29 protein-coding genes are annotated in these 26,649 nt (G+C 72.2%); 18 read left to right on the top strand and 11 right to left on the bottom strand.

Annotated elements, in window-relative coordinates:
* Complete coding sequence (locus tag MUN74_RS04010) at positions 1-1,914, bottom strand: choice-of-anchor A family protein (protein ID WP_244855124.1); 1,914 nt, start codon at positions 1,912-1,914, stop codon at positions 1-3.
* Between the two features lie 237 nt (positions 1,915-2,151).
* Here MUN74_RS04010 and MUN74_RS04005 point away from each other — a divergent pair, with 237 nt between their 5' ends.
* Both MUN74_RS04005 and MUN74_RS04000 read left to right on the top strand, forming a co-directional pair.
* On the top strand, positions 2,152-2,943 hold the full coding sequence (locus MUN74_RS04005) for a siderophore-interacting protein (protein ID WP_244855123.1): 792 nt from the start codon (positions 2,152-2,154) through the stop codon (positions 2,941-2,943).
* A gap of 32 nt (positions 2,944-2,975) precedes the next feature.
* A complete protein-coding gene (locus tag MUN74_RS04000) occupies positions 2,976-3,503 on the top strand; it encodes a hypothetical protein (RefSeq protein WP_244855122.1) in 528 nt (175 codons plus the stop codon).
* A gap of 84 nt (positions 3,504-3,587) precedes the next feature.
* Here MUN74_RS04000 and MUN74_RS03995 read toward each other — a convergent pair whose 3' ends face one another.
* Complete coding sequence (locus tag MUN74_RS03995; protein ID WP_244855121.1) at positions 3,588-4,556, bottom strand: helix-turn-helix transcriptional regulator; 969 nt, start codon at positions 4,554-4,556, stop codon at positions 3,588-3,590.
* Between the two features lie 63 nt (positions 4,557-4,619).
* On the opposite strand from MUN74_RS03995, the gene MUN74_RS03990 reads away from it, so the two are divergent.
* Positions 4,620-5,789: an epoxide hydrolase family protein gene (locus MUN74_RS03990; protein WP_244855120.1), complete on the top strand. Its 1,170-nt coding sequence runs from the start codon at positions 4,620-4,622 to the stop codon at positions 5,787-5,789.
* Between the two features lie 129 nt (positions 5,790-5,918).
* Here the strand turns inward: MUN74_RS03990 and MUN74_RS03985 are convergent, their stop codons facing one another.
* Complete coding sequence (locus MUN74_RS03985) at positions 5,919-6,761, bottom strand: alpha/beta hydrolase (protein WP_244855119.1); 843 nt, start codon at positions 6,759-6,761, stop codon at positions 5,919-5,921.
* 144 nt (positions 6,762-6,905) lie between these two features.
* Here MUN74_RS03985 and MUN74_RS03980 point away from each other — a divergent pair, with 144 nt between their 5' ends.
* Positions 6,906-7,487 carry a TetR/AcrR family transcriptional regulator gene (locus MUN74_RS03980; protein ID WP_244855118.1) on the top strand — a complete coding sequence of 194 codons (582 nt, stop codon included), beginning with the start codon at positions 6,906-6,908 and terminating at the stop codon, positions 7,485-7,487.
* 62 nt (positions 7,488-7,549) lie between these two features.
* A complete protein-coding gene (locus MUN74_RS03975) occupies positions 7,550-8,143 on the top strand; it encodes a class I SAM-dependent methyltransferase (protein WP_244855117.1) in 594 nt (197 codons plus the stop codon).
* Here the strand turns inward: MUN74_RS03975 and MUN74_RS03970 are convergent.
* Positions 8,112-8,909, bottom strand: coding sequence for an EI24 domain-containing protein (locus MUN74_RS03970; RefSeq protein ID WP_244855116.1), 798 nt, complete (start codon positions 8,907-8,909; stop codon positions 8,112-8,114). The genes MUN74_RS03975 and MUN74_RS03970 overlap by 32 nt on opposite strands.
* A 38-nt stretch (positions 8,910-8,947) precedes the next feature.
* Here MUN74_RS03970 and MUN74_RS03965 point away from each other — a divergent pair, with 38 nt between their 5' ends.
* Entirely contained in the window at positions 8,948-9,781 is an 834-nt protein-coding gene (locus MUN74_RS03965) for an alpha/beta fold hydrolase (RefSeq protein ID WP_244855115.1), read from the top strand.
* 16 nt (positions 9,782-9,797) lie between these two features.
* Here the strand turns inward: MUN74_RS03965 and MUN74_RS03960 are convergent, their stop codons facing one another.
* Positions 9,798-10,877: a trans-sulfuration enzyme family protein gene (locus MUN74_RS03960; protein ID WP_244855114.1), complete on the bottom strand. Its 1,080-nt coding sequence runs from the start codon at positions 10,875-10,877 to the stop codon at positions 9,798-9,800.
* A 9-nt stretch (positions 10,878-10,886) separates the two neighbouring features.
* On the bottom strand, positions 10,887-11,789 hold the full coding sequence (locus tag MUN74_RS03955; protein ID WP_244855113.1) for a transposase: 903 nt from the start codon (positions 11,787-11,789) through the stop codon (positions 10,887-10,889).
* 55 nt (positions 11,790-11,844) lie between these two features.
* Here MUN74_RS03955 and MUN74_RS03950 point away from each other — a divergent pair, with 55 nt between their 5' ends.
* A complete protein-coding gene (locus MUN74_RS03950) occupies positions 11,845-12,528 on the top strand; it encodes an NAD-dependent deacylase (protein WP_244855112.1) in 684 nt (227 codons plus the stop codon).
* On the opposite strand, the gene MUN74_RS03945 is transcribed toward MUN74_RS03950, so the two are convergent.
* On the bottom strand, positions 12,525-13,001 hold the full coding sequence (locus tag MUN74_RS03945) for an NUDIX hydrolase (protein ID WP_244855111.1): 477 nt from the start codon (positions 12,999-13,001) through the stop codon (positions 12,525-12,527). The two genes, MUN74_RS03950 and MUN74_RS03945, sit on opposite strands and share 4 nt — an antisense overlap.
* A 66-nt stretch (positions 13,002-13,067) precedes the next feature.
* Here MUN74_RS03945 and MUN74_RS03940 point away from each other — a divergent pair, with 66 nt between their 5' ends.
* The 7 genes from MUN74_RS03940 to MUN74_RS19250 all read left to right on the top strand — a co-directional run bounded on the left by MUN74_RS03940 (position 13,068) and on the right by MUN74_RS19250 (position 19,191).
* Positions 13,068-13,706, top strand: coding sequence for an NAD(P)H-binding protein (locus MUN74_RS03940; RefSeq protein ID WP_244855110.1), 639 nt, complete (start codon positions 13,068-13,070; stop codon positions 13,704-13,706).
* A 241-nt stretch (positions 13,707-13,947) separates the two neighbouring features.
* A complete protein-coding gene (locus MUN74_RS03935; RefSeq protein ID WP_244855109.1) occupies positions 13,948-15,000 on the top strand; it encodes a GNAT family N-acetyltransferase in 1,053 nt (350 codons plus the stop codon).
* Between the two features lie 108 nt (positions 15,001-15,108).
* Positions 15,109-15,312, top strand: coding sequence for a hypothetical protein (locus MUN74_RS03930; protein ID WP_244855108.1), 204 nt, complete (start codon positions 15,109-15,111; stop codon positions 15,310-15,312).
* A 164-nt stretch (positions 15,313-15,476) separates the two neighbouring features.
* Positions 15,477-15,779 (top strand): DUF1540 domain-containing protein, encoded by a 303-nt coding sequence (locus MUN74_RS03925; protein WP_244855107.1) that lies wholly within the window; start codon positions 15,477-15,479, stop codon positions 15,777-15,779.
* A 195-nt stretch (positions 15,780-15,974) separates the two neighbouring features.
* Positions 15,975-17,423, top strand: a complete 1,449-nt coding sequence (locus MUN74_RS03920) for a Gfo/Idh/MocA family protein (protein ID WP_244855106.1) — start codon at positions 15,975-15,977, stop codon at positions 17,421-17,423.
* 22 nt (positions 17,424-17,445) lie between these two features.
* Positions 17,446-18,558, top strand: a complete 1,113-nt coding sequence (locus MUN74_RS03915) for a discoidin domain-containing protein (protein WP_244855105.1) — start codon at positions 17,446-17,448, stop codon at positions 18,556-18,558.
* Between the two features lie 150 nt (positions 18,559-18,708).
* On the top strand, positions 18,709-19,191 hold the full coding sequence (locus MUN74_RS19250) for a helix-turn-helix domain-containing protein (RefSeq protein ID WP_305038264.1): 483 nt from the start codon (positions 18,709-18,711) through the stop codon (positions 19,189-19,191).
* Here the strand turns inward: MUN74_RS19250 and MUN74_RS03905 are convergent.
* The 3 genes from MUN74_RS03905 to MUN74_RS03895 form a co-directional block, all read right to left on the bottom strand.
* Positions 19,173-19,808, bottom strand: a complete 636-nt coding sequence (locus tag MUN74_RS03905; RefSeq protein WP_244855104.1) for a ClpP family protease — start codon at positions 19,806-19,808, stop codon at positions 19,173-19,175. The two genes, MUN74_RS19250 and MUN74_RS03905, sit on opposite strands and share 19 nt — an antisense overlap.
* Positions 19,805-20,425: a ClpP family protease gene (locus tag MUN74_RS03900; protein ID WP_244855103.1), complete on the bottom strand. Its 621-nt coding sequence runs from the start codon at positions 20,423-20,425 to the stop codon at positions 19,805-19,807. The genes MUN74_RS03905 and MUN74_RS03900 overlap by 4 nt, the downstream gene beginning before the upstream one ends.
* A 153-nt stretch (positions 20,426-20,578) precedes the next feature.
* The gene (locus tag MUN74_RS03895) at positions 20,579-21,103 is read right to left on the bottom strand and encodes a MarR family winged helix-turn-helix transcriptional regulator (protein ID WP_244855102.1); all 525 of its coding nucleotides are present in this window, start codon (positions 21,101-21,103) and stop codon (positions 20,579-20,581) included.
* Positions 21,104-21,204: 101 nt separating this feature from the next.
* Between MUN74_RS03895 and MUN74_RS03890 the strand changes: the two genes are divergently transcribed.
* Entirely contained in the window at positions 21,205-21,777 is a 573-nt protein-coding gene (locus MUN74_RS03890) for an NADPH-dependent F420 reductase (RefSeq protein WP_244855101.1), read from the top strand.
* Between the two features lie 75 nt (positions 21,778-21,852).
* On the opposite strand, the gene MUN74_RS03885 is transcribed toward MUN74_RS03890, so the two are convergent.
* Entirely contained in the window at positions 21,853-22,707 is an 855-nt protein-coding gene (locus MUN74_RS03885; protein WP_244855100.1) for an MBL fold metallo-hydrolase, read from the bottom strand.
* Between the two features lie 114 nt (positions 22,708-22,821).
* Between MUN74_RS03885 and MUN74_RS03880 the strand changes: the two genes are divergently transcribed.
* The 3 genes from MUN74_RS03880 to MUN74_RS03870 all read left to right on the top strand — a co-directional run bounded on the left by MUN74_RS03880 (position 22,822) and on the right by MUN74_RS03870 (position 26,544).
* The gene (locus MUN74_RS03880) at positions 22,822-23,511 is read left to right on the top strand and encodes an NUDIX hydrolase (RefSeq protein WP_244855099.1); all 690 of its coding nucleotides are present in this window, start codon (positions 22,822-22,824) and stop codon (positions 23,509-23,511) included.
* Between the two features lie 2 nt (positions 23,512-23,513).
* Positions 23,514-24,974, top strand: coding sequence for a phytoene desaturase family protein (locus MUN74_RS03875; RefSeq protein WP_244855098.1), 1,461 nt, complete (start codon positions 23,514-23,516; stop codon positions 24,972-24,974).
* A 115-nt stretch (positions 24,975-25,089) separates the two neighbouring features.
* Positions 25,090-26,544: a lipase maturation factor family protein gene (locus MUN74_RS03870; RefSeq protein WP_244855097.1), complete on the top strand. Its 1,455-nt coding sequence runs from the start codon at positions 25,090-25,092 to the stop codon at positions 26,542-26,544.
* Positions 26,545-26,649 lie beyond the last annotated feature (105 nt).

The raw sequence follows: 26,649 nt of genomic DNA, 5'->3' as shown, positions 1-26,649 counted from the left end.
TCAGGCGCTGCGGCGACGGCGCACGACCAGCGCGGCGACGCCCGCGGCGATCAACAGGGCCGCACCGGCGAGGGCGGGCACGAGGCCCTGCACGCCGGTCTCGGCGAGGTCGCCGTCACCGCTCGTCGACCCCGGCGTCGGGGCGGGGCTCGGGCCGGGGTTCGGCGACGGGCTCGGGCCGGGCGAGGGCGTGGGGCCGACGGGCACGTTCGCGGTGTTCGTCACCGTGACCAGCACGTTCTCGCCGTCGGCGATCACGACCGTGTCGGGGCTGAACGTCGGCTCGCCCCACTCGACGCCCTCGATCACCGGCAGGTCGGTCTCGGTGAACTCGACGACGGTGCCGGCCGGGAGATCCTGCGGTCCGTCGACGACGGTTCCGTCGGCGGTGACCGTGAGCGAACCGGCCTGCTCGGTGCCGTCGACCGTGTACGCGTAGTCGACGGTGAACTCGGTGTCGTCGGGCACCACCGAGGCGGCATCCCCTTCGACGGCCTTCGCGACCGAGAAGCCGCCGGTCGCGAGCACGGCCGAGGACGTGCGGTTCGTGACGGTGACGCGGGTGTTCTCGTCGTCGGCGATCGTCACCTGCGCCGGGCTGATCGCGGGGGTGCCCCATTCGACGCCCGGGATGGCGGGCAGGTCGGTCTCGGTGAAGTCGACGACCGTGCCGACGGGCAGGTCCTGCGGGCCGTCGACGACGGTGCCGTCGGCGAGCAGCGTGAGCTCTCCCGTCACCGTCTCGCCGTCGAGGTCGTACGAGTACTCGAGCGTGAACTCGGTGTCGGCGGGGACGCTGCCGGCCTGGGGGCCGGTGACGACCTTGGCCGCCGAGAAGCCGCCCACCTGCTGGCAGCCGAGGGGACCGCCGCCGGTCCACGGGTAGTTGTGGAGCTCGTTGCCGACGCCGCGCGTCGTGAGGTCGCCGCCGACGTGCACGCGGCCGTTCGTCGACGCGGTGATGTCGGTGTCGGCGTTCGGCGCGAGGATCGAGCCCATGAACTGGCTCGTGCCGCCGATGAGCAGCGAGGTCGTGTCGGTGAAGTTCCAGAGGATGCGCGAGGCCGCGTTGCCGAACTCGGGGCTCGCCAGGTCGTCGACGCGCACGCCGTCGATCGCCACGTAGTTCGGCGAGAACGCGATGTCGGCCGAGCCGACGACGTTGATCACGACCGGTACGTCGGCGGGAAGCGAGACGAACGTCACCTCGGTGATCGCCGAGAGCGCACCCGCGGCGACCGTGAACACCTGCGGGTCGTCGCCGGGAGTTCCGGTGAACTCGATGCGGTTGGCCGCGATCAGGCCGGTGCCCGTGTCGGGGTAGGCGGCGATGTCGGCCGAGGCATCGGCGATGACCGTCTGGAAGTCGGCGTTCGGGGCCATCGCGGCGGCTTGGCCGAGCCCGGTCTCGATGCCGCCGCCGTTCGTCACGACGGTACCGCTGGCCTGCCCGCCGACCTGCACGGCGCCGCCACCCGTGATGTTCGCGCCGACGTCGACGGTAGTGGTCGGTGCGACCGTGAGTTCGCCGCCGACGGCGAGCATGGTGCTGCCGCCGGGCGGGACGATGCCCGAACCGGCGCCGACGACGCCGACGTTGAAGACTCCGCCGCTCGGCTTGTCGAAGACGGCGTCACCGCGCACGAGCAGCAGCCCCTCGGACTCGGCGGCGGACGCACCGGCCCGGAAGTCGCCGCCGGCGTAGACCGCGACGTTCGTGTCGGTGTAGGTCGGGCCGGGGCCGATCGGGGGTGCGCCGCCGTCGGGCGGGCAGATCGGCAGCGGTTCGGCCGCGTTCGCGGGTGCGGCCGGCGTGGCGGTCGCGAGTGCGACGGCGCCGATCACGGCCAGGGTTCCTGCGGCGGCGATGCTCGCGCCCGTGCGGAGGGCGCGTCGAATTCGATGGGGCTTCACGGTTCGAGCTCTCTGTGTTGCTGACGGGGGACGGGGTGGGTCGTGCGGGCACACGATGCATCCACTCGATTGAAGAGACGTGGCGGGGGCCGAATCATGACGCGGGTTCGCGGAATTCGTCAGGGATCCTCTCGAACCGAGCCCGAGCGAGGTCGTCGCACCCTCGCCCAGCTGACGGGGTGCGCGGACGAGTCTCGTGTGAGTAAGGTAAGGATTACCTAAATCGAAGGAGCGTTCGTGGCCGTCAGCAACATCGCCGTGACTCACGCCTCGACCGGTCTGGTCGAGGCCGAGGTGATCCGGGCCGAGCGCGTCTCGCCCCACTTCGTGCGGCTGACCGTCGCCGGTGACCAGCTCGCCGACTGGCGTCACCTCGGGTTCGACCAGTGGTTCCGGCTCGCAGTGCCGACCGCCGGCGACACGCGGTTCGACAACCTCGCCGACACGTACGACATGGCCGGGTACCTCCGCTACCTCACGCTGCCGAAGGCGACGCGGCCCGTCATCCGCAACTACACGGTGCGCGAGTTCCGGCCCGAGCTCGGCGAACTCGACATCGACTTCGTCGTGCACGGCGACGACGGCGTCGCCGGGCCGTGGGCGAACGACCTGCCCGTCGGTGCGCACGTCGCACTCATCGACCAGGGCTGCGGCTTCCAGCCGGTCGAGTCCGACTGGACGCTCCTCGTCGGCGACGAGAGCGCCCTGCCCGCGGTGCTGGGCATCCTGCGCGACCTGCCGCGCGACGCCCGGGGCCACGCGATCGTCGAGATCCCCGACGCCGACGACTTCCAGCACGTCGACGCGCCCGCGGGGTTCGACGTGCACTGGGTCATCCGACGGCCCGGCGCGCCGGCAGGGCGGGGCGCGCTCGACCACCTGCGCGAGCTGCCCTTCCCCGACGGATCGGTCTACGCGTTCGCGGCCGGTGAGTCCAAGCTCGCGACCGGCGCGCGACGCCACCTCGTGAGCGAGCGCGGTGTGCCCAAGCACAACGTGTCGTTCTGCGGGTACTGGCGCGCCCGCTGACCGCGCCCCGTCCGCGGACGTAGACTGCGGAAATGGAGGCCTCGACGAGCACCACGCTGGTCGTCGTCGGTGACGAGACGACGAGCGCCATCCACGCGCTCGAGGGCTTCGCGAACGTGCAGGCGGCCTCGCTGACGGATGCCTCCGACGCCGAGGTCGCGCGCTGGTCGTCGGTGTCGGCCGCACCGTACGTCGTGCACGACCACGATCCGCTCGCGCACGTCGCTGCCGCGTGGGTCGAGTTCTTCGACGACCTGTCGACCTACGGGGTGCTCGAGCTCGAGATCGCACGTGCGCTCGAGGCGGCCGGCCGCCACGAGCTCGACGTACCCGACTACTACGTCGTGATCCATCCCGAGCACCTGCAGATCACGTGGAAGCACTGGTGGCTCGGCGTGCTCTCGAGCGCGTCGCCCAGCCGCGTCATCCCGTGGCCCGCTGCCGACGAGTCGCTCGCGCAACTGCTGCGGCGGCTGCCCGCCGCTCGGGCGTGGCCCGAGGTGGACGCCTGGCTGCCGACGGTCGCGAGCGCCGTGCCCGACCGCATCGGGCTCGGCTGACCTCCGAGGCGGATGCCCCGTGGCCGATGTCGGCCGTGGCCGGTCGGCGGGCTCACCGGTCGCCGAGCTCATCGGCTGCCGAGCTCACCGGCTGCCGAGCTCTCCGATCGCCGCTCGCCGGTACCGCTCGGCGTAGGCGATGAGGAGTGGACGGAGCTCATCGGGCGACTCGACCGTGAAGTCCATGCCCAGCATGCCGATGTACGCCGCGACGGTGTCGAGACTGTCAGCGCCCGTGACGAGCACGCTGGTCCGCTCGTCGACGGGCTCGACGACCCCGACCGTGGGGTTGATCCGTGCCAGCACGGTCTCCGCCGGGGCGGCGACGCGCAGGCGTGCGTGCACGTTCCAGCCGGTCGCGGCGATCGTGCGCATCGCGAACGCGGTCGGGTCGCCGCCGGGCACGGGCTGCGGCTCGAACCGTCGACGGGTCGGCATGCGGGGCTCGATCCAGTCGACCCGGAAGGTGCCCCACTCGCCGCTGCGCGGGTCGCGCGCGACGAGGTGCCAGCGCCGCTGCCAGCTGAGCAGGCGGTACGGCTCGACGAGCACTGCGTCGCCCTTGAAATCGAAGCGCAGCCACTCGACGTCGCGGATCGCCGCGGCCACCGCCTGGAGCACCGCGGGGTCGACCTCGGGGTCGGGGGCGTCGGTGTCGATGTTCTCCGGCCCGCGGTCGACGGTGCTCCGGAGCGCGTCGACGGTCGGACGCAGGCGGGCGGGCAGCACCTGCTCGAGCTTGGCGAGCGCCCGGCCGCTCGACTCGTGGATGCCGGCGATCCCGGTCGCCGCGCGAAGACCGACCGCGACGGCGATCGCCTCCTCGTCGTCGAGCAGCAGGGGCGGCAGCTTGGCCCCTGCACCGAGTCGGTACCCGCCGGTCGTGCCCCGCGTCGCATCGACTGGGTAGCCGAGCTCCCGCAGGCGGTCGATGTCGTTGCGGATGGTGCGGGTCGTGACGCCGAGGCGGCCGGCGAGTTCGGTCCCCGTCCAGTCGGGTCGCGACTGCAGCAGCGACAGCAGCGCGAGCAGGCGTGCGGCGGTGTCGGTCATGTCTCCGAGATTCTTCCAGAATCAGGAACGATCCATTCCTGTATCGACCGTACCGTCGGAGACATGAACTCCACCACCGCTTCCACCGAGATCCGCCCCTTCCGCATCGAGGTCGCCCAGGCCGAGATCGACGACCTGCACGAGCGCCTCGCGCGCACCCGCCTCCCGCAGCCTGCCCCGGTCGACGACTGGGATGCCGGTACGCCGAACTCCTACCTCCGCGAGGCCGTCGAGCGCTGGCGCTCGGGCTTCGACTGGCGCGCGGTCGAGGCGCGCATCAACGAGGTGCCGCATTTCATGACCGAGGTCGACGGCCAGCCGATCCACTTCATCCACGTGCGCTCGCCGCACGCCGGCGCGACGCCCCTGCTCCTCGCGCACACCTACCCCGGGTCTTCCGTCGACTACCTCGACCTCATCGGACCGCTCGTCGACCCCGTCGCCCACGGCGGCCGCGCCGAGGACGCCTTCGACGTCGTCGTGCCCGACGCGCCGGGTTTCGGGTTCTCGAACCCCGTCGCCGAGACCGGCTGGACGACCGCTCGCGTCGCCCGGGCCTACGACACCCTCATGCGCCGGCTCGGCTACGCGGAGTACGGCATCCACGGCTCCGACAACGGCGCGCTCGTCGCCCGCGACCTGGGGCTCCTGAACCCCGAGGGCTTCCTCGGCCTGCACGTGCTGCAGCTGTTCTCGTTCCCGTCGGGCGACCCCGCCGAGTTCGAGCGGCTCGAGCCGCAGGACTACGCCGGGCTCGAGCACATGCAGTGGTTCCAGTCGGTCGGCGGCTATAACACGATGAACGCGAGCCGCCCGCAGACCGTCGCCGTGGGGCTCAGCGACTCGCCCGTCGGCCTGCTCGCGTACAGCGAGCTGTTCAACTCGTTCGGCAACGGCACCTCGCTCGTGCCGCTCGACGCGATCCTCATGGAGGTGAGCGTCAACTGGTTCGCGAACGCCGCGGCCGGGATGAGCCGTGCCTACCTCGACAACGCGCGGGCGGCGGCGGCCGCGAGCGCGGCAGGGGAGGAGCCGCAGGTGAACGCGGCGCCGACCGGTGTCGCCGTGTTCGCCGACGACTTCCAGACGATCAGGGTGTTCGCCGAGCGTGACAACTCGAACATCGTGCACTGGAGCCGGTTCGACCGGGGCGGCCACTTCGCCGCGCTCGAGGTGCCCGAGCTCGTCGTCGGCGACATCCGGGCCTTCTTCTCCGGGTTGCGCGAGGCCTGAGCGCCGAACGGCACCGCGGATGCCGCGAGCGAATCGCTCGCGGCATCCGCGTGCGGTGCGGTGGAAACGGGCGAAGGCGCGGATCCGATCGGATCCGCGCCTTCCGCGTGGGCCGGGAGCGACCCGGGATCAGGCGACCTGCGCCGCCCGGGCGTGCTCGGTCGCCCAGTTCAGCGCGTACTCGGCGACCTCCTCCCAGCCGTCCTGGCTGACGATGCGGTGCGTGCGCCCCGCGAACTCGCGGTAGTCGACGACCGCGGGGCTGCCGCTCGAGGTGTACTTCTTCACGATGGCCCGGCCGATGGCCGGGGGCACGACGTGGTCGATCTCGCCGGTGATGACGAGGAGCGGCGCGCGGTCGGCTCGGGCGTAGTCGACGTGCGTCACGCCGCCCTTCTCGTTGAGCGTCGAGGCGACGCCCTCGAAGAACACCCGGTTGTACGAGTTCACCGCGTACTCCTCCCAGATGCGGTCGGAGGCCTCGCGGGGGAGGTCGTTGCCGAAGGTGAAGTGGAAGTGCCCCTTCGAGATCGGCTTCGCGCCGTTCTTGTCGAACGGGTTCGCGAGGATCGGGAAGCCCGTGCGCAGCGTCGAGGGCGGCAGCGTCGTGATGCCGGCGGTCTGGCCGGGCTCGACGCCCACGTACGCGGCGCCGAGGCCGCGGTCGGCGAGCATCTGGGTGATCACGCCGCCGAACGAGTGGCCCATGATGATCGGCTTGGCGGGGAGGGCGCGGATGATGCGCTCGTAGTGGTCCACGATCTGCTTCAGGCCGATGCCCTTGAGCGCCTCGGGGTTCGAGCGGATGTCGGCGACCTCGCGGTCGTCGATGCCGGGCCAGCCAGGGACGATCACCTCGTGGCCGCGGGCCCGGAAGTACTCGGCCCAGGTGTCCCAGCTCTTCGGGGTCATCCAGAGGCCGTGGACGAGGACGATGGTGGCCTTGCTGCGGTCGGCGTCGGTGGTGTTCATGGTTCCTGCTCCTTCTGGTGCGATGCGGTGGATGCTTCGATGTGAAGTAGAACGATCGTTCTATCTCTTTCTATTCCCAGAATGTACGCCCAGGGCGGAACGGATGTCAAGCAAAAAGAGAAAGATCGTTCTATCATTTTCGGTATGGCAGCACGAACCACCTCCACCGGCGCCTCAGCGGCGCGCGAACGACTGCTCCAGACCGCGTCGGAGCTCTTCTACCGGGAGGGCATCCACGCCGTGGGCGTCGACCGCATCATCGCCGAGGCCGGCGTGACCCGCGCCACGTTCTACCGGCACTTCCCGAGCAAGGAGGACCTCGTCGAGGCCTACCTCGGGGTCGAGGACGCGAACATCCGCGGCGCGTTCGCCGCCGCCGAGGAGTCGGGGGCCGAGCCGAAGGAGCTCGTCGGCCTCGTCATCGACGGCCTCGCCGACGACGTCTCGCGTCACCACACGCGCGGGTGCCCATTCATCAACGCCGCGGCCGAGTACCCCGACCCGGCGAGCGGCGTCCGCAAGGCGGTCGCCGAGCACCGCGAGTGGTTCCGCTCCGAGCTCGAGCACGTGCTCGAGGCCGCGGAGGCCGACGACCCCGAGGGTGCGGCCGGCCAGCTCGTGCTCCTCCGCGACGCCGCGATGGTCGGGGGGTACCTCGACGGCTGGGAGCGCGTGCGTCCGTCGTTCGTCGCCGCCGCCACCCGGACAGCCGGGCTCGACCGCTGACGAATGCGGTCGGCATCCGCCTGCCCGGTGACAGCGTCGGCCGAGCGCGGTAGCGTGCCGGGGTGACCTCACCCCGACCGGTCGACCGCGACTCGCTCGACGACCTCGAGCGCGAGCTCATCGGGCGCGTGCGCGGCCGCGTGCTCGAGATCGGCGCCGGCGAGGGCGAGAACTTCGGTGCCTTCGCCCTCGACGTCGAGTGGATCGGGCTCGAGCCCGACGCCGATCGCCGCGTCGAACTCGCCACCAGGGCCCGCGAATGGCGGCACGACGCAGAGCCCCTCGACGCCGTCGCCGAGGCGATCCCGTTGCCCGACCACTCCGTCGACGCGGTCGTCGGCACGTACGTCCTCTGCTCGGTGGCCGATCAGGCCGTCGCGCTCGCCGAGGTCCGGCGGGTGCTCGTACCCGGCGGCCGGGTGGTCTTCGTCGACCACGTCGCCGCACCGCACGGCACGGCGAAGCGGGCGATCCAGCGCCTCGCCACGCCGATCTCGAAGCGGTGGTGCCACGGCTGCCACTGGGATCGCGAGACCGAGCAGGCGCTCGTCGACGCGGGATTCGTCGGCACCGACGTCCGGCGGTTCCGCGCGAGGTCGCTGCCGTTCGGGCCGGTCCCGATCCTCATGTTCGAGGGCCGGGCGCCGGGGGAGTGACGGTCGCCCCCGCGGCGGGCGGGGGGCCGTCGGGCTTCGCCGCGCCGAGCGCCGCCCGGGCGAGCATCGTCGACCCGGCCACCGCTGCCGGCATCGTGAACACCGCACCGAGCGGCACCATGAAGCACAGCTGGGTCGCGACGCCGAAGCCGAACATCGCCGCACGATGGCCGCGCAGCAACCGGCGCCGATCGGCGCCGTACAGGTCGCGTGCGGCGAAGGCCCGTGAGACGAGCTCGGCGGCGAGGAGCCGCCCCGAGAGCACGATCCCGAGCACCGGCCCGACGACGGCGCCGACGAGCGGCACGAACCCGACCAGACCCACGCCCATCGCGATGAGCGCACCGACGCCGATGAGCGCGAGCGAGTCGCCGACCGCGCGCCAGAACCCGGCGCCCTGCTCGGGAACGTCGCCGCCCAGTTCGGTCTCGACCGCGCGCCAGATGCGCTCGTAGAAGGGATCGCCGACGGCGAGCGTGACGGCCGTGAACGTCACCGCGGCGAGCACCACCGCAGCCGCGAGCACGACGGCGCCGAGCACCCCGCGCACGACGCCCGGCCACGGGTCGGGCCAGTCGTCGGCGAACGGCGTGAGCCAGTCGGTGATCGACGGCAGCCCGAACCCGAGCCCGACGAGGGCGGCGACGACCACGAGGAAGACGATCGCCGCCGGGATGAGACCGAGGAACATCACACCCGGCCGCCTGCCCCAGAACCCGAAACCGCGCGCGAGCATCGCCACGCCCGAGAAGAATCCGCCGACCACGCGCCAAGCCTAGGCTGGGTGGCGACACGGAGGTTCGCATGGTCACCGCACACGACGTCGAGGTCGGCGACGGGCGCGTCCTGCGCGCCTACGACTCGGGGCCGGATGCCGCGACCCGGCTCACCCTCATGTGGCATCACGGCTCGCCGCAGACCGGTCGGCTGCTCGACCCGGTGCTCGAGGCGGCGTCGACGCGCGGCATCCGCCTCGTCTCGTACGCGCGCCCCGGGTACGGCGGCTCCTCGCCGAACCCGGGGCGCGACGTCGCCTCCTCGGCTGCCGACGCGGTCGCGGTGGCCGACGCGCTCGGCGTCGAGCGGTTCGCGTCGATGGGCGCGTCGGGCGGCGGTCCGCATGCCCTCGCAGGCGCCGCCCTCGCTCCCGACCGGGTGCTCGGCGTCGTCACGCTCGCGGGCGTCGCGCCGTTCACCGAGGCGTTCGACTGGTTCGAGGGCATGCACGCGCCGGGTGCCCTCCGCGCCGCGCGCGAGGGCCGAGCCGCTCGGGCGCGGTTCGCCGAGACCGAGGAGTTCGACCCGGAGGTGTTCCTGCCGGTCGACCTCGTGGCCCTCGAGCGCCGGTGGGACTCGCTCGGGGCCGACGCCGCCCGCGCCGATCGCGAGGGGCGAGGCGGGCTCGTCGACGACGACGTCGCCTTCGTCGAACCGTGGGGCTTCGAGCTCGAGCAGGTCGCGGCGCCCGTCCTGCTCGTGCAGGGCGAGGGCGACCGCATCGTGCCGCGACGGCACGCGGTCTCGATGCTCGCCCGGTTGCCGAACGCCTCGCTCTGGATGCGCCTCGACGACGGACACGTCTCGGTGCTCGACACCGTTCCCGACGCGATGGACTGGCTGCTCGAACGGCTCGGCTGAGCGCCTGCGGCGGAGGTCAGCCGATCGTGTCGAGCGCCGCCGAGAGATCGCGCCAGAGGTCGTCGACCTGCTCGATGCCGACCGAGAGTCGCACGAGGCCCTCGGGGATGGTCGGCTGCTCGGCGGGCCAGCGCCGCCGCCGCTCGAAGGTCGATTCGACGCCGCCGAGGCTCGTCGCGTGGACCCACAACCGGGTGCGCTCCACGAGCGCGTCGGCCGGCCCGGCGCCGCCGCGCACGACGATCGACACGATCGCGCCGAAGCCCGGGTACCGCACCTCGTCGAGGGCGGGGTGGCCGTCGAGCCGGCGTACGAGCTCCTGCGCGTTCGCCTGTGCGCGCTCGAGCCGGACGGCGAGGGTGCGTATGCCGCGCAGCGCGAGATACGTCTCGAGCGGCGCGGGGATCGCTCCGCCCAGGGTGCGGCGTTGTACGAGCGCGGCTTCGTGCTCGGCGGACGCGGCGATCGCGGCGCCCATGACCACGTCGCTGTGCCCCGAGAGGTACTTCGTCGCCGAGTGCACGACCAGGTCGGCGCCGAGCGCGAGCGGCCGCTGCAGCAACGGCGTCGCGAAGGTGTTGTCGACCGCGACGAGTGCGCCGTGCGCGTGCGCGGCCGCGGCGATCGCGGCGATGTCGGCGACCTCGAGCGCCGGGTTCGTCGGCGTCTCGAACCACACCATGGCCGCACCCTCGCACGCGGCCGCCACCGCGGCAGTGTCGGCGATGTCGACGAACTCGACGCGCAGCCGCCCCTGCTGGGCGCGCTCCTCGAGGAGCGCGACCGTGCCGGTGTACGAGTGCCGCGGCGCCACCACGAGTCCACCGGGCTCGACGAGGTCGAGCACCGCCGAGATCGCCGCCATGCCCGAGGCGAACGAGACGCAGCGGCCGCCCTCGAGGGCGCCGAGCACGTCTTCGAACGCGGTCCAGCTCGGATTGCCGTACCGTCCGTACGCGATGTCGCCGCCGGCGACGTACGTCGAGGTCAGGTGCACGGGCACGTTCATCGGGGCGTCGGGCGCATGCGCGGGTCGACCTGCCACGACGGCGACGGTGTCGGGGTGGAGGTCGGAATCGTCGGAGGCGGCGTGCATGCCGCAAGGCTAGTCGAGCGCGTCGCGCGCCGCGGTCGCCTCGTCGCGGGCCGACTCGGCCGCCCGTGCGGCGCGGTCGCGGTCGCGCGCGAGCCGCCGCCGCTCGCGCCCCGACTCGGCCAAGCGCTCCTCGAGCTCGCGCAGTTCGTCGTCGAGCTCGTCGCGGCGTTCGGTGTCGGCGGCCATGCGGTCGTCGATATCGGAGAGCTCGTGTTCGAGGTCGTCGAGGGCGGCGGATGCCTCGGCCGCGCGCTCCTCGGCTGCCGATGCCGCGCGTTCGCGCTCCCGGCGCTCCTCCTGTTCGCGTTCGGCCCGTTCCCGGGCTTCGGTCGCGGCATCCGCACCGGCTCGCCTGGACCGGCTGCTCGATGAGGTGCGTCGCCTCGACGCGGCCTCGACGTCGCCCGGCTCGCCCGCGACGGCGCCGTCGAGGTCGACCTCGACGCCGACCGCCTCGAGGCCGCGCACGAGCCGGCCGCTGCGCACCGCTTCGGCGGCCGCGGCATCCGCCATGCCCGCCTGCAGCGTCTGGGCGAGCTCGTCGAGCACGGGTTGCCGCACCGGGCTGCCGAGCTCGTCGGCGAGACCGCCCGCCTCCTGGGCCAGCGCCGCGACGAGGCGGCGCCGCTCCTTCGCGAATCGCGCGAGCGAGACGGCGTCGAGGTCGTCCTGGGCGTCGCGCAACTCCTCGCCGAGTTCGAGCAACTGCTCGACCTCGTCGCCGCGATGCCGCACGAGCTGGTTCGCGAGCCAGGCCGCGGGGGAGGGGCGCTTGAGCGCCCCGACGGCGTCGGCGAGCTCGCGGTCGTCGTCGCGCAGCTCGCGGGCGCGGGTGTTGCGGGCAGCGGTGAACTCGTCGGGACGGAGCGCGTAGAGCGCCGCCGCCTCGTCGACGAGCGCATCGGCGGGCATACCGCCCATCCTGCAAGATCGTGCGCGATTGCGACAGGGCGTGGATCATGGAGCCATGAAGGTCGTCGTGCTCACGGGCGCCGGCATCTCGGCGGAGAGCGGGGTGCCGACGTTCCGCGACGCCGGCGGGCTCTGGGAGGGGCACCGCGTCGAGGACGTCGCGACGCCCGAGGCGTTCGCGCGCGACTCCGACACGGTGCAGCGGTTCTACGACGCCCGGCGGCACGCGGTCGCCCTCGCCGAGCCGAACCCCGCGCACGACGCGCTCGCCGGGCTCGAGCGTGCGCTCGGCGACGACCTGCTCGTCGTCACCCAGAACATCGACGGCCTGCACGAACGAGCCGGCTCGCAGCGGGTGCTGCACATGCACGGCGAGCTCTCCGTCGCCAGGTGCACGGCCTGTGGGGCGCGCTCACCGGTGCCCGGCGACCTGATCGACCGGCCGGCCTGCCCAGCATGCGGTGAGCGGATGCTGCGCCCCGACGTCGTCTGGTTCGGCGAGATGCCCTACGGGCTCGACGAGATCGAGCAGGCCCTGGCATCGTGCGACGTGTTCGCCGCGATCGGCACGTCGGGTGCCGTGTACCCGGCCGCGGGCTTCGTCGTCACCGCTGCCGAGCACGGCGCGCGCACGATCGAGCTGAACCTCGCGGCGAGCGAGATCACGCCGCTGTTCGACGAGGTGCGCCACGGGCCCGCGAGCATCGTCGTGCCCGACTGGTGCGACGAGTTGCGCTAGTCGCGCCTCGCCAACCACGACTCGAGCGCGTCGAGCACCTGCACCTGGCCCTTGGTCACGAGCACGCGCGCCTCGCCGAGGGCGACCCAGCGTGCATCGTCGACCTCGGGAAAGGACTGCACGCGCCCCGACCGCGGCGGCCACTCGAGCTCGAACGTGTTGCTGTCGACGCCGACCACGTCGAACTCCGGCGCCTCGCCGGCGAACACCCGGATGAGCTTGCCCGACGCGTAGCGGAACTCGCCCAGGTCGACGTAGTCGAGCTCGGGCGGCGCGACGCCGATCTCCTCGCCGAACTCACGGCGCGCGGCGAGCAGCGGGTGCTCGGTCGCGGCGAGGTACTCGCCCTTCGGTACGGTCCACGCGCCCTCGTGCTTGCGGGCCCAGAACGGCCCGCCCATGTGCGCGATGAACACCTCGGTGCCCGGCCCGAGGTCGCGGTGCAGCAGCACGCCCGCGCTCGTCACCGCCACGGTCGACCCCCTTGCGGCGGCAGACCCGACCGGTAGCGTGGACCGGGACATGCGAAGGAGTCGCCCATGGCACGCATCGTACTCATCGGCGGTCACGGCAAGGTCGCCCTGCTGCTCGAACGGCTGCTCGTCGCGCGCGGCGACGAGGTCGACGCCGTCATCCGCAACCCCGAGCACGCCGCTGACGTGATCGAGACGGGCGCGAAACCGGTGGTCGCCGACATCGAGACGCTCGACGTCGACGGCTTCGTCGACCTCGTGCGCGGCCACGACGCCGTCGTGTGGTCGGCCGGCGCGGGCGGCGGCGACCCTCGTCGCACGTACGCGGTCGACCGCGACGCCGCCCTGCGGTCGATGGCCGCTGCCGAACTCGCCGATGTCCGCCGGTACGTCATGGTGTCGTACTTCCGCTCGCCCGATCACACGGTGCCCGAGGGCGACTCGTTCCACGCCTACGCCGAGGCGAAGGCCGCCGCCGACGAGCACCTCGCGACGACGCCGCTCGACTGGACGATCCTCGGTCCGAGTCGGCTCACCGACGGCGACGGCACGGGCGGCATCGACGCCGAGGCATCCGAGAGCCTGACGGTCGACCGGGCCGACGTCGCCGCCGTCGCGGCCGCCGTGCTCGAAGAGCCGGCGACCATCGGCCGGACGATCCGCTTCAACGTGGGATCGACGCCGATCGTCGACGCGATCCGCTGACCGGCCCGACCCGCCGAGAGGTCGCCGGGGCAGGGTTCAGGTCATTGCTGGCGCGGCCGGCGCACGAGCGCCCAGAGGCTCGCGAGCAGCCCGATCCCACCCACCGTCGCGATCACCGCGAGCACCGACCACAAGATCTGTTCGATCGACATCGTCCACCTCCGAGTGCGTGGCACCCATTCTGCTCTCGGAGCCGAACCGAACTCCAGCATCGTGCGCCGGTTCGTGCGAGGATCTGGGCATGCCCGCCCCCGAGCTCCCGCTTTCTCGCCGCGTCGGCCCGTCGCCCGAGCCGCAGCTCCCGACTCATCCCGACGTCGCGAACTGGCGCGCGGCGACAGCGGCCGATGTCGACGAACTGCTCGCATTCCACGCCGACGTCGCGGCCGCCGACCACCCCGAGTGGATCGAGACGCGCGACGAAGTGATGGAGGCGTTCGAGGCCTCGCACATCGATCCCTCCCGCGACACGATGCTCGGCATCGACGCGAGCGGGCGCGTTCTCGCGTCGGGCTCCGTCGTCGTGCCGACGGGGCGTGAGACGCTCATCCGGGCCATCGCGCTCGGCGCCGTGCGTCCCGACGCGCGCGGTCGAGGCATCGGCCGGGCGTTGCTCGACTGGCAGCTCGAGCGGGCTCGCGAACGGCTCGCGGGGTTCGACGACCCACTGCCGGGCTGGATCGTCGCCTACGCCGAGGAGCGCGCACCCGACGCGGGCGCGCTGCTCGAGCGGGCCGGGTTGCCGCAGCGCCGTCACTTCTTCACGCTCGGCCGCGACGTCTCGCTGCCGATCGAGCCGATCGAGCCGCGCACCGACGACGTCGATCTCGTGCCGTGGGCGACCGAGTGGACCGAGTCGACCCGCCTCGCCCGCAACGAGGCCTTCGCCGACCACTGGGGCAGCCAGTCGACCGGGCCCGAGACCTGGGGTCGCATCGTCGGTGCCGAGCACTTCGCACCGTCGCTCTCGTTCGTCGCCGTCGAGCGCGGTGCGGCCGGTGCGCGCGGCGATCGCGTCGTCGGGTTCGTGCTGGCGCTCTGCAACCCGGGAGACTGGCCGGGTCAGGGGTTCAGCTCGTCGTACGTGCAGCTCGTCGGCGTGGTCCGCGAGCAGCGCGGGCGACGCATCGCGCAGGCGCTGCTCGCCCGGCACCTCGAGGCCTGTCGCGCAGCGGGCCTCGATCAATCGATCCTCGACGTCGATGCCGAGAGCCCGACCGGTGCGCTGGGGCTCTACACGGCTCTCGGCTACGTGGTCGCCAACACGCACCACAGCCACGTGCTCGAGTACTGAGGCTGCGCGTCGCCTGAGTCAAGGCGTTGACGGATGCCTCGTGGCCCGCGCACGCTCGAATCGACGAACTCGATCGTGGAGACGAACTCGATCGTGGAGGAGGGCGAGATGACCGACGAACGAGGACCCGACCCGACACCGACGGATCCCGACGAGACGGACGACGCGACGCAGCGACTCGATCGTGAGGGCGACCCGGCGGAATCGCCCGAGGGCGGCGAGCCCGGGCCCGACGCGAACGACGTGGAGGCCGACAACCCGGTCGAGGAGGACACGATCGAGACCGTCGACCCCGACAACGCACCCGGTTGACGTCGACGCCCCGGGTCCCGGATCGGCCCGGAAAGGTAAGGCAATCCTCAGAAGAAACTCGGCACTGATCTGCGGAAATCGTCCCTCGAAGTGCTGCGTTCCGACGTGATGCGGGGCTACCATCCAGATACTCGCACGGTCAGCACCCACTTCAGGAGGTCACCATGAGCATGACGCTCGACGAGATGCCCGCAGTCGCCGAGTGCTCGGTCGCCGGGTGCTCCTACAACGACCACTCGCACTGCCATGCGGCGGCCGTGACGATCGCCGGCTCGCCCGGCGACGCGGAGTGCGCGACGTTCATCCCGCTCGGCTCGAAGGGTGGACTCGACAAGGTGCTCACCCATGTCGGCGCCTGCCAGCGCTCCGAGTGCATCCACAACTCGAAGCTCGAGTGCACCGCGGCCGCGGTGCGCATCGGCGCAGGGGCCGATGACGCCGACTGCCTGACGTACGAAGTCGCCTGACCCTTTTCGACGAACGGGCCGTTCCGCTGACGCGGGGCGGCCCGTTGTCCGTGCGGAGTTGGCGGTCAACTCCATTGCGCGTTTGTGATCATTTCGATCACTTTTGAATCAACTCTTGACATCCAGCGATCATTCGCGAGAGTGTGCTCCCCAAGTGACCTACCCACTGACGCCAGGAGTGCAACGATGCGTTTCTTGACCAGTTCTCGTGAGCGAACCCGGCCGGCGGCCGGACTCGAGTCGATGCCGTCGGGCTTCACTCGACGCAATCTCATCGGCGGCGCGCTGGCCGGCGTGGCCATCGCGACGGCCGCGTCGGCCGGACCCGCCGGCGCCCTCGCACCGATGCGCGCCTCGGGTGCGAAGTCGATGGCGAACGTGCCGTTCGAGGCCGTCGACACCGTGAAGATCGGCCTGATCGGCCTCGGCAACCGAGGCATGGGCATGCTCGGCAGCTGGGTCGCGGTGCCCGGCGCCGAGGTCGTCGCCGTCTGCGACATCCGAGCCGATCGGGCGACGCGCGCCGCCGATCGCGTCGCAGCCGCGGGCAAGACCCGCCCGCGCGAGTACGGCGGTGCCGACACCTCGTTCCAGAAGATGCTCGACACCGAAGAACTCGACCTCGTCTACATCGCGACCCCCTGGGAGTTCCACTACCCGCAGGGCAAGGCCGCCCTCCGCGCCGGCGCCCACGTCGGCGTCGAACTGCCGATCGCGACCGAGCTCGACGAGCTGTGGGACCTCGTCGACACGAGCGAGCAGACCCGCAAGCACCTGTGGCTGATGGAGAACTGCTCGTACGGCCGCAACGAGCTCGCGATGCTCAAGATGGCGCACGACGGCGTGTTCGGCGACATCACGAGCGGCCACGGCGGCTACCTGCACGACCTCCGGGCACTGCTCTTCAACGACGGCTACTACACCGACGACTGGCGACGCATCTGGCACACGAAGAGCGTCGCGAGCTTCTACCCGATGCACGGACTCGCACCGATCGCCGCCGCCATGGACATCAACCGCGGCGACCGGTTCACGACGCTCTCCGCGACGACCACCGCACCGCGCGGCCTCGCCGACTACCGCGAGCGCTTCGTGCCGCGCGACCACCGGTCGTGGAAGGAGGAGTACGTCAACGGCGACCTGGTGACCTGCATGATCAACACGGCGAAGGGCCGCACGATCCGGGCCGAGCACAACGTCAGCCAGCCGCGCCCGTACAGCCGCATCAACACGCTCGAGGGCAGCCGCGGCCTCTTCGAGGACTATGCCGGCAGCGACGCGACCGGAGCCCGGATCTACGTCGAGCCGCTGCACAGCGGTGACACCTGGCGCGGCGCGAGCGCCCTGCGCACCGAGTACGACCACTGGCTCTGGAAGGACCTCGAGGGTCCCGCGTCGGGCGGCGGCCACGGTGGCATGGACTACGTGCTCCAGTGGCGCATCGTGCAGCTGATGCGCACCGGCCAGGTGCCCGACATCGACGTGTACGACTCGGCGGCGTGGTGCGCCCCGGTGCCGCTCAGCGTGATGTCGATCGAGAAGAACGGCCGCCCGGTCGAGGTGCCCGACTTCACACGGGGCGAGTGGAAGAAGCTCCGCCTCGGCCTCGACTCCGTCCGCACGACCATGCCCGCCGTCGCCTGACGCCGACGAGAGAGGAACAGACATGTCATCGAAGACCGTCCGGCGCGGCGCACTCGCGCTCGCCCTCGCCTCGACGCTCGCGCTCGCGGTCCAGCCCGCGTTCGCCAGCACCCCGGATGACGCGACCGAACCGGTCGCGACGAGCACCCCCGCGCCGGCGGTTCCCGAGTCGTCGCCCGCGCCCGAGCCCGACGGAGCGGCGCCGTCGACCGAAGCCCCGTCGACCGAAGCCCCGTCGACGGACGCGCCGTCGGCCGACGTTCCCGCCCCGGAGGCCGTCGCGCCCGGGGCATCCGGTTCGAGCGGCCCGGCCGCGGCCCCGACGCCCGTCGAGGCCGCCGAGGAGGAGCCGCCCGCCGAACCCGACATCGCCGTCTCGATCTCGGAGATCAGCCTCGACGGCCCGGCGATCCTCGACGTCGAGGTCACCGTGCAGAACGACTCGGCGAAGGCGATGACCAAGGTCGGCGTGTCGTTCGCGGGTCCGATCGGCTGGCAGGTCGTCGCCGTCGACGACGACCTCGGACGCATCGCGCCCGGCGACGACGAGTCGGCCGCCTTCCAGATCCGCATTCCCGAGAAGCGACCCGGCTACGCGCTGCGGGTCTTCACCGCGACCGCCGAGTACCGCGGCGGCGACGGTGCGGGGACTGCGACCGAGACGGTCTCGATCCCGACGATCCCGCCCATGCCGAACCTCATCGACCAGTCGACGTTGTCGATCGCCGACGTCTCGAGCGAGGAGACGGTTTCGGAGCGCACGCCGGCGACCAACGCGATCGACGGCGACACGAACACCATCTGGCACACCGCCTACCGCGACGGCGCCCGCCCGTACCCGCACCACATCACGATCGACCTCGGCGCCGAGTACGACGTGACCGGCCTCGAGTACGTGACGCGGCAGAACGCGGTCAACGGTCGGATGAAGGACTACCAGGTCTACGTCTCGGCCGACGGCACGACGTGGGGCGATCCGGTCGCGACCGGTTCGTTCACGGCCGACCTCGGCCCGCAGCGCGTGGCATTCGCGGCGACCGCCGGTCGCTACGTGAAGCTCGTCGGCCTGAACTCGATCGCCGGTAACGCGTTCGGCGGTGCTGCGGAGATCAACATCGGCGGCATCCGCCGATGAAGGCCCCGACTCGACGCCGAGGCGTCGAGTCGGTGGGCGCAGGCGGCGCGGGTTCGGGTCCCGCGTCGCCTGCGACGTCTGCGCAGGCGCGCATTCTGCTGTGAGCGGATGACCCTGTCGCAGCGCCGCCGCCGCGGTTAGCCTCTCGACATGGGCAAGGTCGTCGAGTTCCCGAAGGTGAAGAAGCGGTCGAAGCCGCTCTGGCGCGACGTGCTCGGCGAGGTGCTGCGCGGCGAACGGCTCGCGCAGGAGCGGATCCTCACCGAGGTCGCGGCGACGGCCGGCGTCTCGCCGCAGTACCTCTCCGAGATCGAACGCGGCCGCAAGGAGCCGTCGAGCGAGGTGCTCGGCGCCGTCACCGAGGCGCTCGGGCTCGAGCTCTTCGAGGTCGCGCACCGGGTCGGCGAGCTGCTCGGGACCCGCCACGAGGCCGAGCGCCGCGACGACGAGCGGCGCGAGTCGCTCGAGCGCGAGCGGGCGTTCGCGTTCCGGTCCGACCTGCCGGCGAGGCATCCGGCCGTCGATCTCGGCACCGTGCTCGTGCTCGACGTCGACGGGCCCCCGGTGGTGATCGCCGACGGCGGCGCGACGGCCGCCGCGCCGCCCGGCGGCGTCTACCTGCTCGCGGCGTAGGCCCCGACACCCGAGCCGACCGACACGCGTGCCGTCAGCACGTGGTCGGCGAGGCCGTACTCGACGGCCGCCGCGGCCGGCAGGATGAGGTCGCGGTCGGTGTCGTGACGCAGCGTCGCCACGTCGTGGCCGGTATCGGCCGCGAGGGCCGCTTCGAGCTCGGCGCGCACGCGCACCACCTCATCCGCGTGGATGATGAGGTCGGGGATGGTGCCCCGGCCCTGCGTCGACGGCTGGTGCAGCACGACCCGCCCGTGCGGCAGGATCGCCCGCTGTCCCTTCGCGCCGCCCGCGAGCAGCACGGCGGCGGGCCCGCCGGCCTGGCCGACGCACGTCGTCGCGACATCGGGGCGGATGTGCTGCATCGTGTCGTAGACCGCGAGCGCCGCGCCAGGCGAGCCGCCGGGGGAGTTGAGGTAGAGGCTGATGGGAGTGTCGCTCGACTCCGACGCGAGGTGCAGGAACTGCGCGATGAGCACGTTCGCGACGCCGTCGTCGATCTCGGTGCCGAGGTAGACGATGCGCTCCGAGAGCAGGCGGCTGTACACGTCGAGCGAGCGTTCGCTGTTGCCGCGACGCTCGATGACGTACGGGATGGTGTAGCTGGAGCTGGTCATGCGCTCGCTCGCAATCCGGTCTGGGGGCGCTCGGCCCTCGGGAACATCTCGTCGAAGCCGTCGACGACGCGGTCGATGAAGCCGTAGTCGACCGACTCCGCCGCCGTGTACCAGCGGTCGCGCAACGAGTCCTCGGCGATCTTCGCGAGCGGTTGCCCGGTGTTCTCGGCCGTGATGCCGAGCACCGTGTCGCGGGTGTACCGAAGGTCGTCGGCCTGCAGCTCGACGTCGACCGCGGTGCCGCCGATGCCCGCCGAACCCTGGTGCATGAGGATGCGCGCGTGCGGCAGCGCGAACCGCTTGCCCGGCGTGCCGGCGCTCAGCAGGAACTGCCCTGCGCTCGCCGCGATGCCGTACGCGATCGTCGCGACGTCGTTCGGGATGGACCGCATCAGGTCGGCGATCGCGAGCATGGCCGAGACCGAGCCGCCCGGCGAGTTGATCCAGAATCGGATGTCGCGACGGGGGTCGTCACCGGCGAGGGTGACGAGCTGCGCGCAGAGCCGGTTGCCGCCCTGCTGGTCGAGCTCGTCGCCGAGCACGATGATGCGTTCGTGGAAGAGCCGGGCGGTGAGCTCGGCGTCGATCGGCTGGATCGCCGGGGTCTGTTCGCTCATGACCCCAGCCTGCGCTGCGGCGGGCTCAGGTGGGGCGGACGCTGCTCAGAGCAGTGCTGCTCTCGGCAGACTGAGCGGGCTGAGGAGGAGCGCCGGCGCGCTCTTTCCGCAGGTCGAGGAGCGCCGACGCGGAGCGGCGACGCGTCTCGAGACCTAGCCCGCGAGCTCCCGCGCGACCGGCCCCTCGCTGTACTGGCACGAGGTCGCGCTCAGGCGCTCGTCGGGGTCGAGCTTCGACAGCACGGCGCCCGCGATCACGTAGAGCTGCTCGAGCTGCTCGGGCGTGAGCGCGTCGAGCACGTTGGCGCGTACGGTGCCGACGTGGCCGGGTGCCGCCGCGGCCATGAGGTCGAGGCCCGCTTCGGTGATCGTCGCGTTCGTGGCGCGGCGGTCTTCGGGGCACGGGAACCGCCGGATGAGCCCGCGCTCCTCGAGCCGGCGGGCGACGTGCGAGAGCCGGGGGAGCGTCGCATTGGTGCGCGAGGCGAGCTCGGTCATGCGCAGTGTGCGGCCGGGTTCGTCGGCCAGCGCCATGAGCGCGACGTACTCGAAGTGGGTGATTCCGGCGTCGCGCAGCAGCTGCGTGTCGAGCGCGCCCGGCAGCAGTTCGGCGACGGCGATGAGGCGAACCCACGCCGCCGATTCCTCCGTGCTCAGCCACTTCGTGTCGTCGGTCATGTCCTCAGTCTACCGCAATAGTTGACGGAACAACTGAATTGGCGTACAGTGATGGTTGTCGAAACAAGTAATCGCGTCGAACGGCGCGGGGAGGAAAGACAATGACCACGGTCAGCATCATCGGCAACGGCAACATGGGTCAGGCGATCGGCGGCATCGTCGCCGCGGGCGGCAACAGCGTCGAGGTGCTCGGCCGCGATCTCGCGAAGCCCGTCACGGGCGACATCGTCGTGCTCGCCGTGCCCCACTTCGCGATCGCCGAGATCGCCGAGGCCCGCCGCGCCGAGCTCGCCGGCAAGATCGTCGTCGACATCACCAACCCGCTGAACTTCGAGACCTTCGACTCGCTCGTTCCCGCATCCGACAGCTCGAAGGCCGCCGAGCTCGCCGAGCTCCTGCCCGAGTCGCGCGTGCTCAAGGCCTTCAACACCAACTTCGCCGCGACCCTGGCCTCGAAGTCGGTCGGCGAGGAGGAGACCACGGTGCTCGTGGCCGGCGACGACGCCGTGGCCAAGCAGGCGCTCATCGACGTGGTGCGCGCCGGTGGCGTCAAGGCGATCGACGCTGGTGCCCTCAAGCGCGCCCGCGAGCTCGAGTCGATCGGCTTCCTCCAGCTCACCCTCGCGGTGCAGGAGAAGATCGGCTGGACCGGCGGCTTCGCCGTCGCGGCCTGAGCCCAGCACAGCGCTGAACCGAACGAGTCGCCCGCTTCCGAACGGAGGCGGGCGACTCGGCGTATCCGGCGGGCGTCAGCGGCGGTCGCGCAGGTACTTCAGCTGCGCCCGCATGGATGCCTCGGCGGCACCTCGCACCGCAGCATCCGTGTCGGCGTAGACGACGTCGGTGACGGCGCCGACCGAGGCCGCCGCGGCATCGACGCCGAGCCGGGCGAGCGCGGCACGCACCTGGTCGAGCCGCTCGGCCCGGTGCGCGAGGTAGGCGCCGCAGATCGCCGCGAGATCGGGCAGCGCAGGCCCGTGCCCCGGCAGCACCGCGACGGGGCCGGGCGTGCCGAGCGAACGCAGCCGCTCGAGCGAGTCGAGGTAGGCGCCGAGCGCGCCGTCGGGGTCGGCGATGATCGTCGTGCCGCGGCCGAGCACGGTGTCGCCCGTGAGCACGGCGAGCGGTGATGGCGGTGCAGCGGGCACGACGCCTGTGCCGGGGGCCGCGGGCGCCTCGCCGACGAGCGCGAAGCACGCCGAGTCGGCCGTGTGCCCGGGCGTCGCCACGACCTCGAGCTCGATCCCGGCCGCCGTGATGCGTTCGCCGTCGATGAGCGGGTCGGCGTCGCGGCAGAAGGCCGGGTCGATCGCTCGCACCGGTGCGCCGGTCATGCGGGCGAACGCGTCGATCGCCTCGGTGTGGTCGGCGTGATGGTGCGTGATGAGCACGAGCTCGACGGGCAGCGCCGCGAGCAGCTCGAGGTGGCCGGCGTCCGCCGGGCCTGGATCGACGACGATCGTCGACCGCGTGCCCGGCGCCTGCAACAGGTAGCTGTTCGTGCCGTCGAGGGTCATCGGGCCGGGGTTCGGTGCGAGTACGGCGCGGGCGAACCGCGTCGGCCCCGACGGGTCGACGTGCGTCGGTGCGGTGGGCTCCTCCATGTCGGCAGTGTATCGACGGGTCGGCTCGGGGAATCCGTCGATCGGTGTGGGTCGGCGCCAACCGGGGCGTGGGAAGGCTGGCCCGTGCTCCGATCACCGGCCTAGGCTGAAGGGATGGACAGCGTGCCCGAATCTCCGTCCACCTCCGTCGCCGACCGACCGATCGCCGGCTCCGCCGCCACCGTCGTGCTGCTGCGCGACGGCGAGCTCGGCGTCGAGGTGCTGCTGGCCGAGCGTCCGAGCGACCGCGGTTCGTTCGCGGGCGCCTGGGTGTTCCCGGGCGGCGCCGTCGACGACGACGACCTGCTCGGCGACGCACGCGACGGCGTCGACGCGGCCCGGCGTGCGGCCGTGCGGGAGGTCGCCGAAGAGGTCGGGCTGGTCGTGGATGCCACGGAGCTCGTGCCGTTCTCGCGATGGACGCCGCCGAGCGGTGCCCCCAAGCAGCTCACGACCACGTTCTTCGCGGTGCGCGTCCCCGACGGCGACTTCCGGCTCGCGGCCGACGAGGTCGTCGCCGTCGACTGGCTGCGGCCCGCCGACGCCCTCGAGCGGCATGCGGCCGGCGAGCTCACGCTCTGGCCGCCGACCTGGGTCACGCTGCACGGGCTCGCCGGCGCGACGTCGGTCGACGCCGCCCTCGCCTCGTTCGCAGCCGGCGATGTCCTCGAGTACGTCGCCCGCCGCGACGACGCACGGCGCATGGTGCTCTGGCAGGAGGACGACGAGGTCGCCGGCGCACGCGGCCACCGGCACCGGCTGCTCATGGAGCGGCTGCCCTGGGTCTACGAGCGCGAGTTCTGAGCGTGGTCGACGTCACCGTCGTGGGGTCGGGACCGAACGGTCTCGTCGCCGCGGTGCTGGCCGCCCGCGCCGGACTCTCGGTGCGCGTGCTCGAGGCCGCGCCGACGCTCGGCGGCGGCGTCCGCACGGCCGAACTCACCCTTCCCGGGTTCCGCCACGACGTCTGCTCGGCCGTGCACCCCGCTGCGCTCGCCTCGCCGGTGTTCCGCAAGCTGGGCCTCCTCGACGGGCCTCGGGCACCCGAGTGGATCGTGCCCGACGTCTCGTACGCCCACCCGCTGCCGGGTGGGCGGGCGGGCATCGCCTGGCGCGACCTCGACCGCACGGTCGACGGCCTCGGCGCCGACGGGCCCTCCTGGCGCCGTCTCGTCGCCCCCCTGCTCGCGCGACAGCGCGGCGTCGTGGCGTTCACGGGCTCGCAGCTGCTGCAGGTGCCGCGCGACCCGATCGCCGCGGTGCGATTCGGGCTTCGCGCGCTCGAGCAGGGCACGGGGGCATGGAACTCCCGCTTCAGCGGCGACGTCGCGCCCGCGCTGCTCACCGGGGTCGTCGCGCACGCGGCGGGGCGCATGCCGTCGCTCGCCTCGGCCGGCGCGGGCCTGCTGCTCGCGATGCACGGCCACGGGGTCGGCTGGGGCCTTCCCGTCGGCGGCTCGCAGGCGATCGCCGACGCCCTCGTCGCCGAGCTGCGCGACCACGGCGCCGAGATCGAGACGGATGCCCCGGTGCGGAGCCTCGACGAGGTCGGCGACTCGCGTGCGGTGCTGCTCGACACCTCGCCCGAACTGCTGTTCTCGGCCGAGCTGCCCCGCCGCTACGAACGGGCACTGCGCCGCTACCGGTACGGTTCGGGCGTCGCGAAGGTCGATTTCGCGCTCGACGGACCCGTGCCGTGGGCGAACCCGGCCGTCGGGCTCGCGCCGACCGTGCACATCGGCGGCAGCCGCCGTGAGATCGCGCTCGCCGAGAACGCGGTCGCGCACGGCCTCCAGCCCGGGGTGAACGTGCACGGCGCCGGGGCCGGCGGCGCGCCGAGGCATCCCTACGTGCTCGTCTGCCAGCCGAGCGTCGTCGACCCGACGCGCGCGCCCGAGGGCAAGCACGTGCTGTGGGCCTACACGCATGTGCCGGCAGGGTCGACGCTCGACGCGACCGAGCTCGTGACCGCCGCCGTCGAGCGTTTCGCGCCCGGATTCCGCGACGTCGTGCTCGCGTCGGCGGCGAGCTCGGCGGCCGAGGTCGGCGCCTACAACGCGAACTACGTCGGCGGAGACATCTACTCGGGCGAGTTGACGTTCGCGCAGCTCGTGAAGCGGCCCGTCGTGTCGACCGCACCGTGGCGCACGCCCGTCGACGGGGTCTACCTGTGCTCGAGCGCGACGCCGCCCGGGCCGGCCGTGCACGGCATGAACGGGTGGTACGCCGCGAAGCTCGCGCTGAAGGAGCGGTTCGGCGTCGGGTAGCAGGAAACGTCGGTCGAGGAGCGGCGAAGGACCGTGTCGAGGCCACTCCGTCGGTGGTCTCGATACGGCGCTTCGCGCCTACTCGACCGACCAGGGTCGGGCGTAGCGTGGAGGCGTGGACTGGACCGCCTGGTTCGACGCGAACGACTACGAGGTCGCCCGCCAGGTGCTGCAGCGCGGCGTCGCGGCGCTCGCGGTGGTCGCGTTCGTCTCGACGCTGAACCAGTTCCGGCCCCTGCTCGGCGAGCACGGGCTCCTGCCCGTGCCCGCGCTGCTCCGCCGGGCGAACGCTCCGGGCGCCAGGCTGCGCGGTCCGACGATCTTCCGCTGGGGCTACACCGACCGGGGGCTCGTGGCGGTCGCCGTGTCGGGCGTCGTGCTCGCGGCATCCCTCGTCATCGGCCTGCCGCAGGCGGGCCCGCCCTGGCTGCCGCTCGCCGTCTTCCTCGCGCTGTGGGTGCTGTACCTCTCGATCGTGAACGTCGGCCAGACGTTCTACGGCTTCGGCTGGGAGATGCTGCTCTGCGAGGCCCTGTTCACGGTCGCGTTCCTCGGCTCCGACCAGGTGCCGCCGCCGCTCACGATCGTGGTGGCGGTGTGGTGGCTCGTGTTCCGGCTCGAGTTCGGTGCGGGCATGATCAAGATCCGCGGCGGGCGCGAGTGGCGCGACCTCACGGCGCTCATGTACCACCACGAGACGCAGCCGATGCCGGGCCCGCTCAGCCGGCAGGCGCACCTGCTGCCGCCGTGGTTCCACCGCGGCGAGGTGCTCGGCAACCACTTCGCGCAGCTCGTCGTGCCGTTCCTGCTGTTCGTGCCGGGGCCCGTCGGCTCGGCTGCGGCGGCCGTCGTCATTCTCACCCAGCTGTGGCTCATCGTGACCGGCAACTTCGCGTGGCTCAACTGGATCACGGTCGTGCTCGCGGCCTCGGCGATCACCGACCCGGTGTGGCACTGGCTGATCCCGGCGATTCCCGCCGACCTCGGGGCGGATGCCTCGGGCTCACCGCTCTGGTGGATGATCGTCGTGCTCGCCGTGAGCGCCCTGATCGTCGTGCTCAGCTGGTGGCCGCTGCGCAACCTGTTCGCGCACCGCCAGCTCATGAACGCGAGCTTCAACCGGTGGATGCTCGTGAACGCCTACGGCGCGTTCGGCACCGTCACGAAGCGACGTATCGAGATCGTCGTCGCGGGCACGCTCGACGAGATCCCCGACGACGATGCGGCGTGGCGGGAGTACGCCTTCAAGGGCAAGCCGGGCGACGTGCGCGCGCTGCCGCGCCAGTGGGCGCCGTACCACCTGCGGCTCGACTGGCTGATGTGGTTCCTGCCGCTCGGGCGGATGTGGGAGCCGTGGTTCGGCGTCTTCATCGAGCGACTGCTCGCGGCCGACGCGCCGACGCTCGCGCTGCTCGCGCACGATCCGTTCGACGGGGAGGCGCCGCGCTGGATCCGCGTGCACGCGTACCACTACCGCTTCGCGACGCGGGCCGAGCACCGGGCGACGGGCGACCGCTGGGTGCGCACGCTCGAGGGTGCGGTCGTGCCGCCGCTCGCGCGTCGGGACTGAGGGTGACTGGCGAGTCGCAGGAACGAACCGGCGAATCGAGCCTGCAGACGGTGCGGCCGGGCAGATCCTCATGCAACTCGCCGGTCGCCCCTCGACCCGCTGGGC

This window comes from Agromyces sp. H17E-10 (assembly GCF_022919715.1).
Taxonomy (GTDB): Bacteria; Actinomycetota; Actinomycetes; order Actinomycetales; family Microbacteriaceae; genus Agromyces.
The sequence above is the reverse complement of the archived record's forward strand: the minus strand, read 5'-3'. Positions and strand labels throughout refer to the sequence as shown.

Bases quoted from the DNA above. Each gene is read 5' to 3' on its own strand.
- MUN74_RS04000 (WP_244855122.1), top strand. From the start codon at position 2,976: ATGGAGGCCTCGACGAGCACCACGCTGGTCGTCGTCGGTGACGAGACG.
- MUN74_RS03995 (WP_244855121.1), bottom strand. From the start codon at position 4,556: ATGACCGACACCGCCGCACGCCTGCTCGCGCTGCTGTCGCTGCTGCAG.
- MUN74_RS03990 (WP_244855120.1), top strand. From the start codon at position 4,620: ATGAACTCCACCACCGCTTCCACCGAGATCCGCCCCTTCCGCATCGAG.
- MUN74_RS03985 (WP_244855119.1), bottom strand. From the start codon at position 6,761: ATGAACACCACCGACGCCGACCGCAGCAAGGCCACCATCGTCCTCGTC.
- MUN74_RS03980 (WP_244855118.1), top strand. From the start codon at position 6,906: ATGGCAGCACGAACCACCTCCACCGGCGCCTCAGCGGCGCGCGAACGA.
- MUN74_RS03965 (WP_244855115.1), top strand. From the start codon at position 8,948: ATGGTCACCGCACACGACGTCGAGGTCGGCGACGGGCGCGTCCTGCGC.
- MUN74_RS03960 (WP_244855114.1), bottom strand. From the start codon at position 10,877: ATGCACGCCGCCTCCGACGATTCCGACCTCCACCCCGACACCGTCGCC.
- MUN74_RS03955 (WP_244855113.1), bottom strand. From the start codon at position 11,789: ATGCCCGCCGATGCGCTCGTCGACGAGGCGGCGGCGCTCTACGCGCTC.
- MUN74_RS03950 (WP_244855112.1), top strand. From the start codon at position 11,845: ATGAAGGTCGTCGTGCTCACGGGCGCCGGCATCTCGGCGGAGAGCGGG.
- MUN74_RS03940 (WP_244855110.1), top strand. From the start codon at position 13,068: ATGGCACGCATCGTACTCATCGGCGGTCACGGCAAGGTCGCCCTGCTG.
- MUN74_RS03935 (WP_244855109.1), top strand. From the start codon at position 13,948: ATGCCCGCCCCCGAGCTCCCGCTTTCTCGCCGCGTCGGCCCGTCGCCC.
- MUN74_RS03930 (WP_244855108.1), top strand. From the start codon at position 15,109: ATGACCGACGAACGAGGACCCGACCCGACACCGACGGATCCCGACGAG.
- MUN74_RS03925 (WP_244855107.1), top strand. From the start codon at position 15,477: ATGAGCATGACGCTCGACGAGATGCCCGCAGTCGCCGAGTGCTCGGTC.
- MUN74_RS03915 (WP_244855105.1), top strand. From the start codon at position 17,446: ATGTCATCGAAGACCGTCCGGCGCGGCGCACTCGCGCTCGCCCTCGCC.
- MUN74_RS19250 (WP_305038264.1), top strand. From the start codon at position 18,709: ATGGGCAAGGTCGTCGAGTTCCCGAAGGTGAAGAAGCGGTCGAAGCCG.
- MUN74_RS03905 (WP_244855104.1), bottom strand. From the start codon at position 19,808: ATGACCAGCTCCAGCTACACCATCCCGTACGTCATCGAGCGTCGCGGC.
- MUN74_RS03900 (WP_244855103.1), bottom strand. From the start codon at position 20,425: ATGAGCGAACAGACCCCGGCGATCCAGCCGATCGACGCCGAGCTCACC.
- MUN74_RS03895 (WP_244855102.1), bottom strand. From the start codon at position 21,103: ATGACCGACGACACGAAGTGGCTGAGCACGGAGGAATCGGCGGCGTGG.
- MUN74_RS03890 (WP_244855101.1), top strand. From the start codon at position 21,205: ATGACCACGGTCAGCATCATCGGCAACGGCAACATGGGTCAGGCGATC.
- MUN74_RS03885 (WP_244855100.1), bottom strand. From the start codon at position 22,707: ATGGAGGAGCCCACCGCACCGACGCACGTCGACCCGTCGGGGCCGACG.
- MUN74_RS03880 (WP_244855099.1), top strand. From the start codon at position 22,822: ATGGACAGCGTGCCCGAATCTCCGTCCACCTCCGTCGCCGACCGACCG.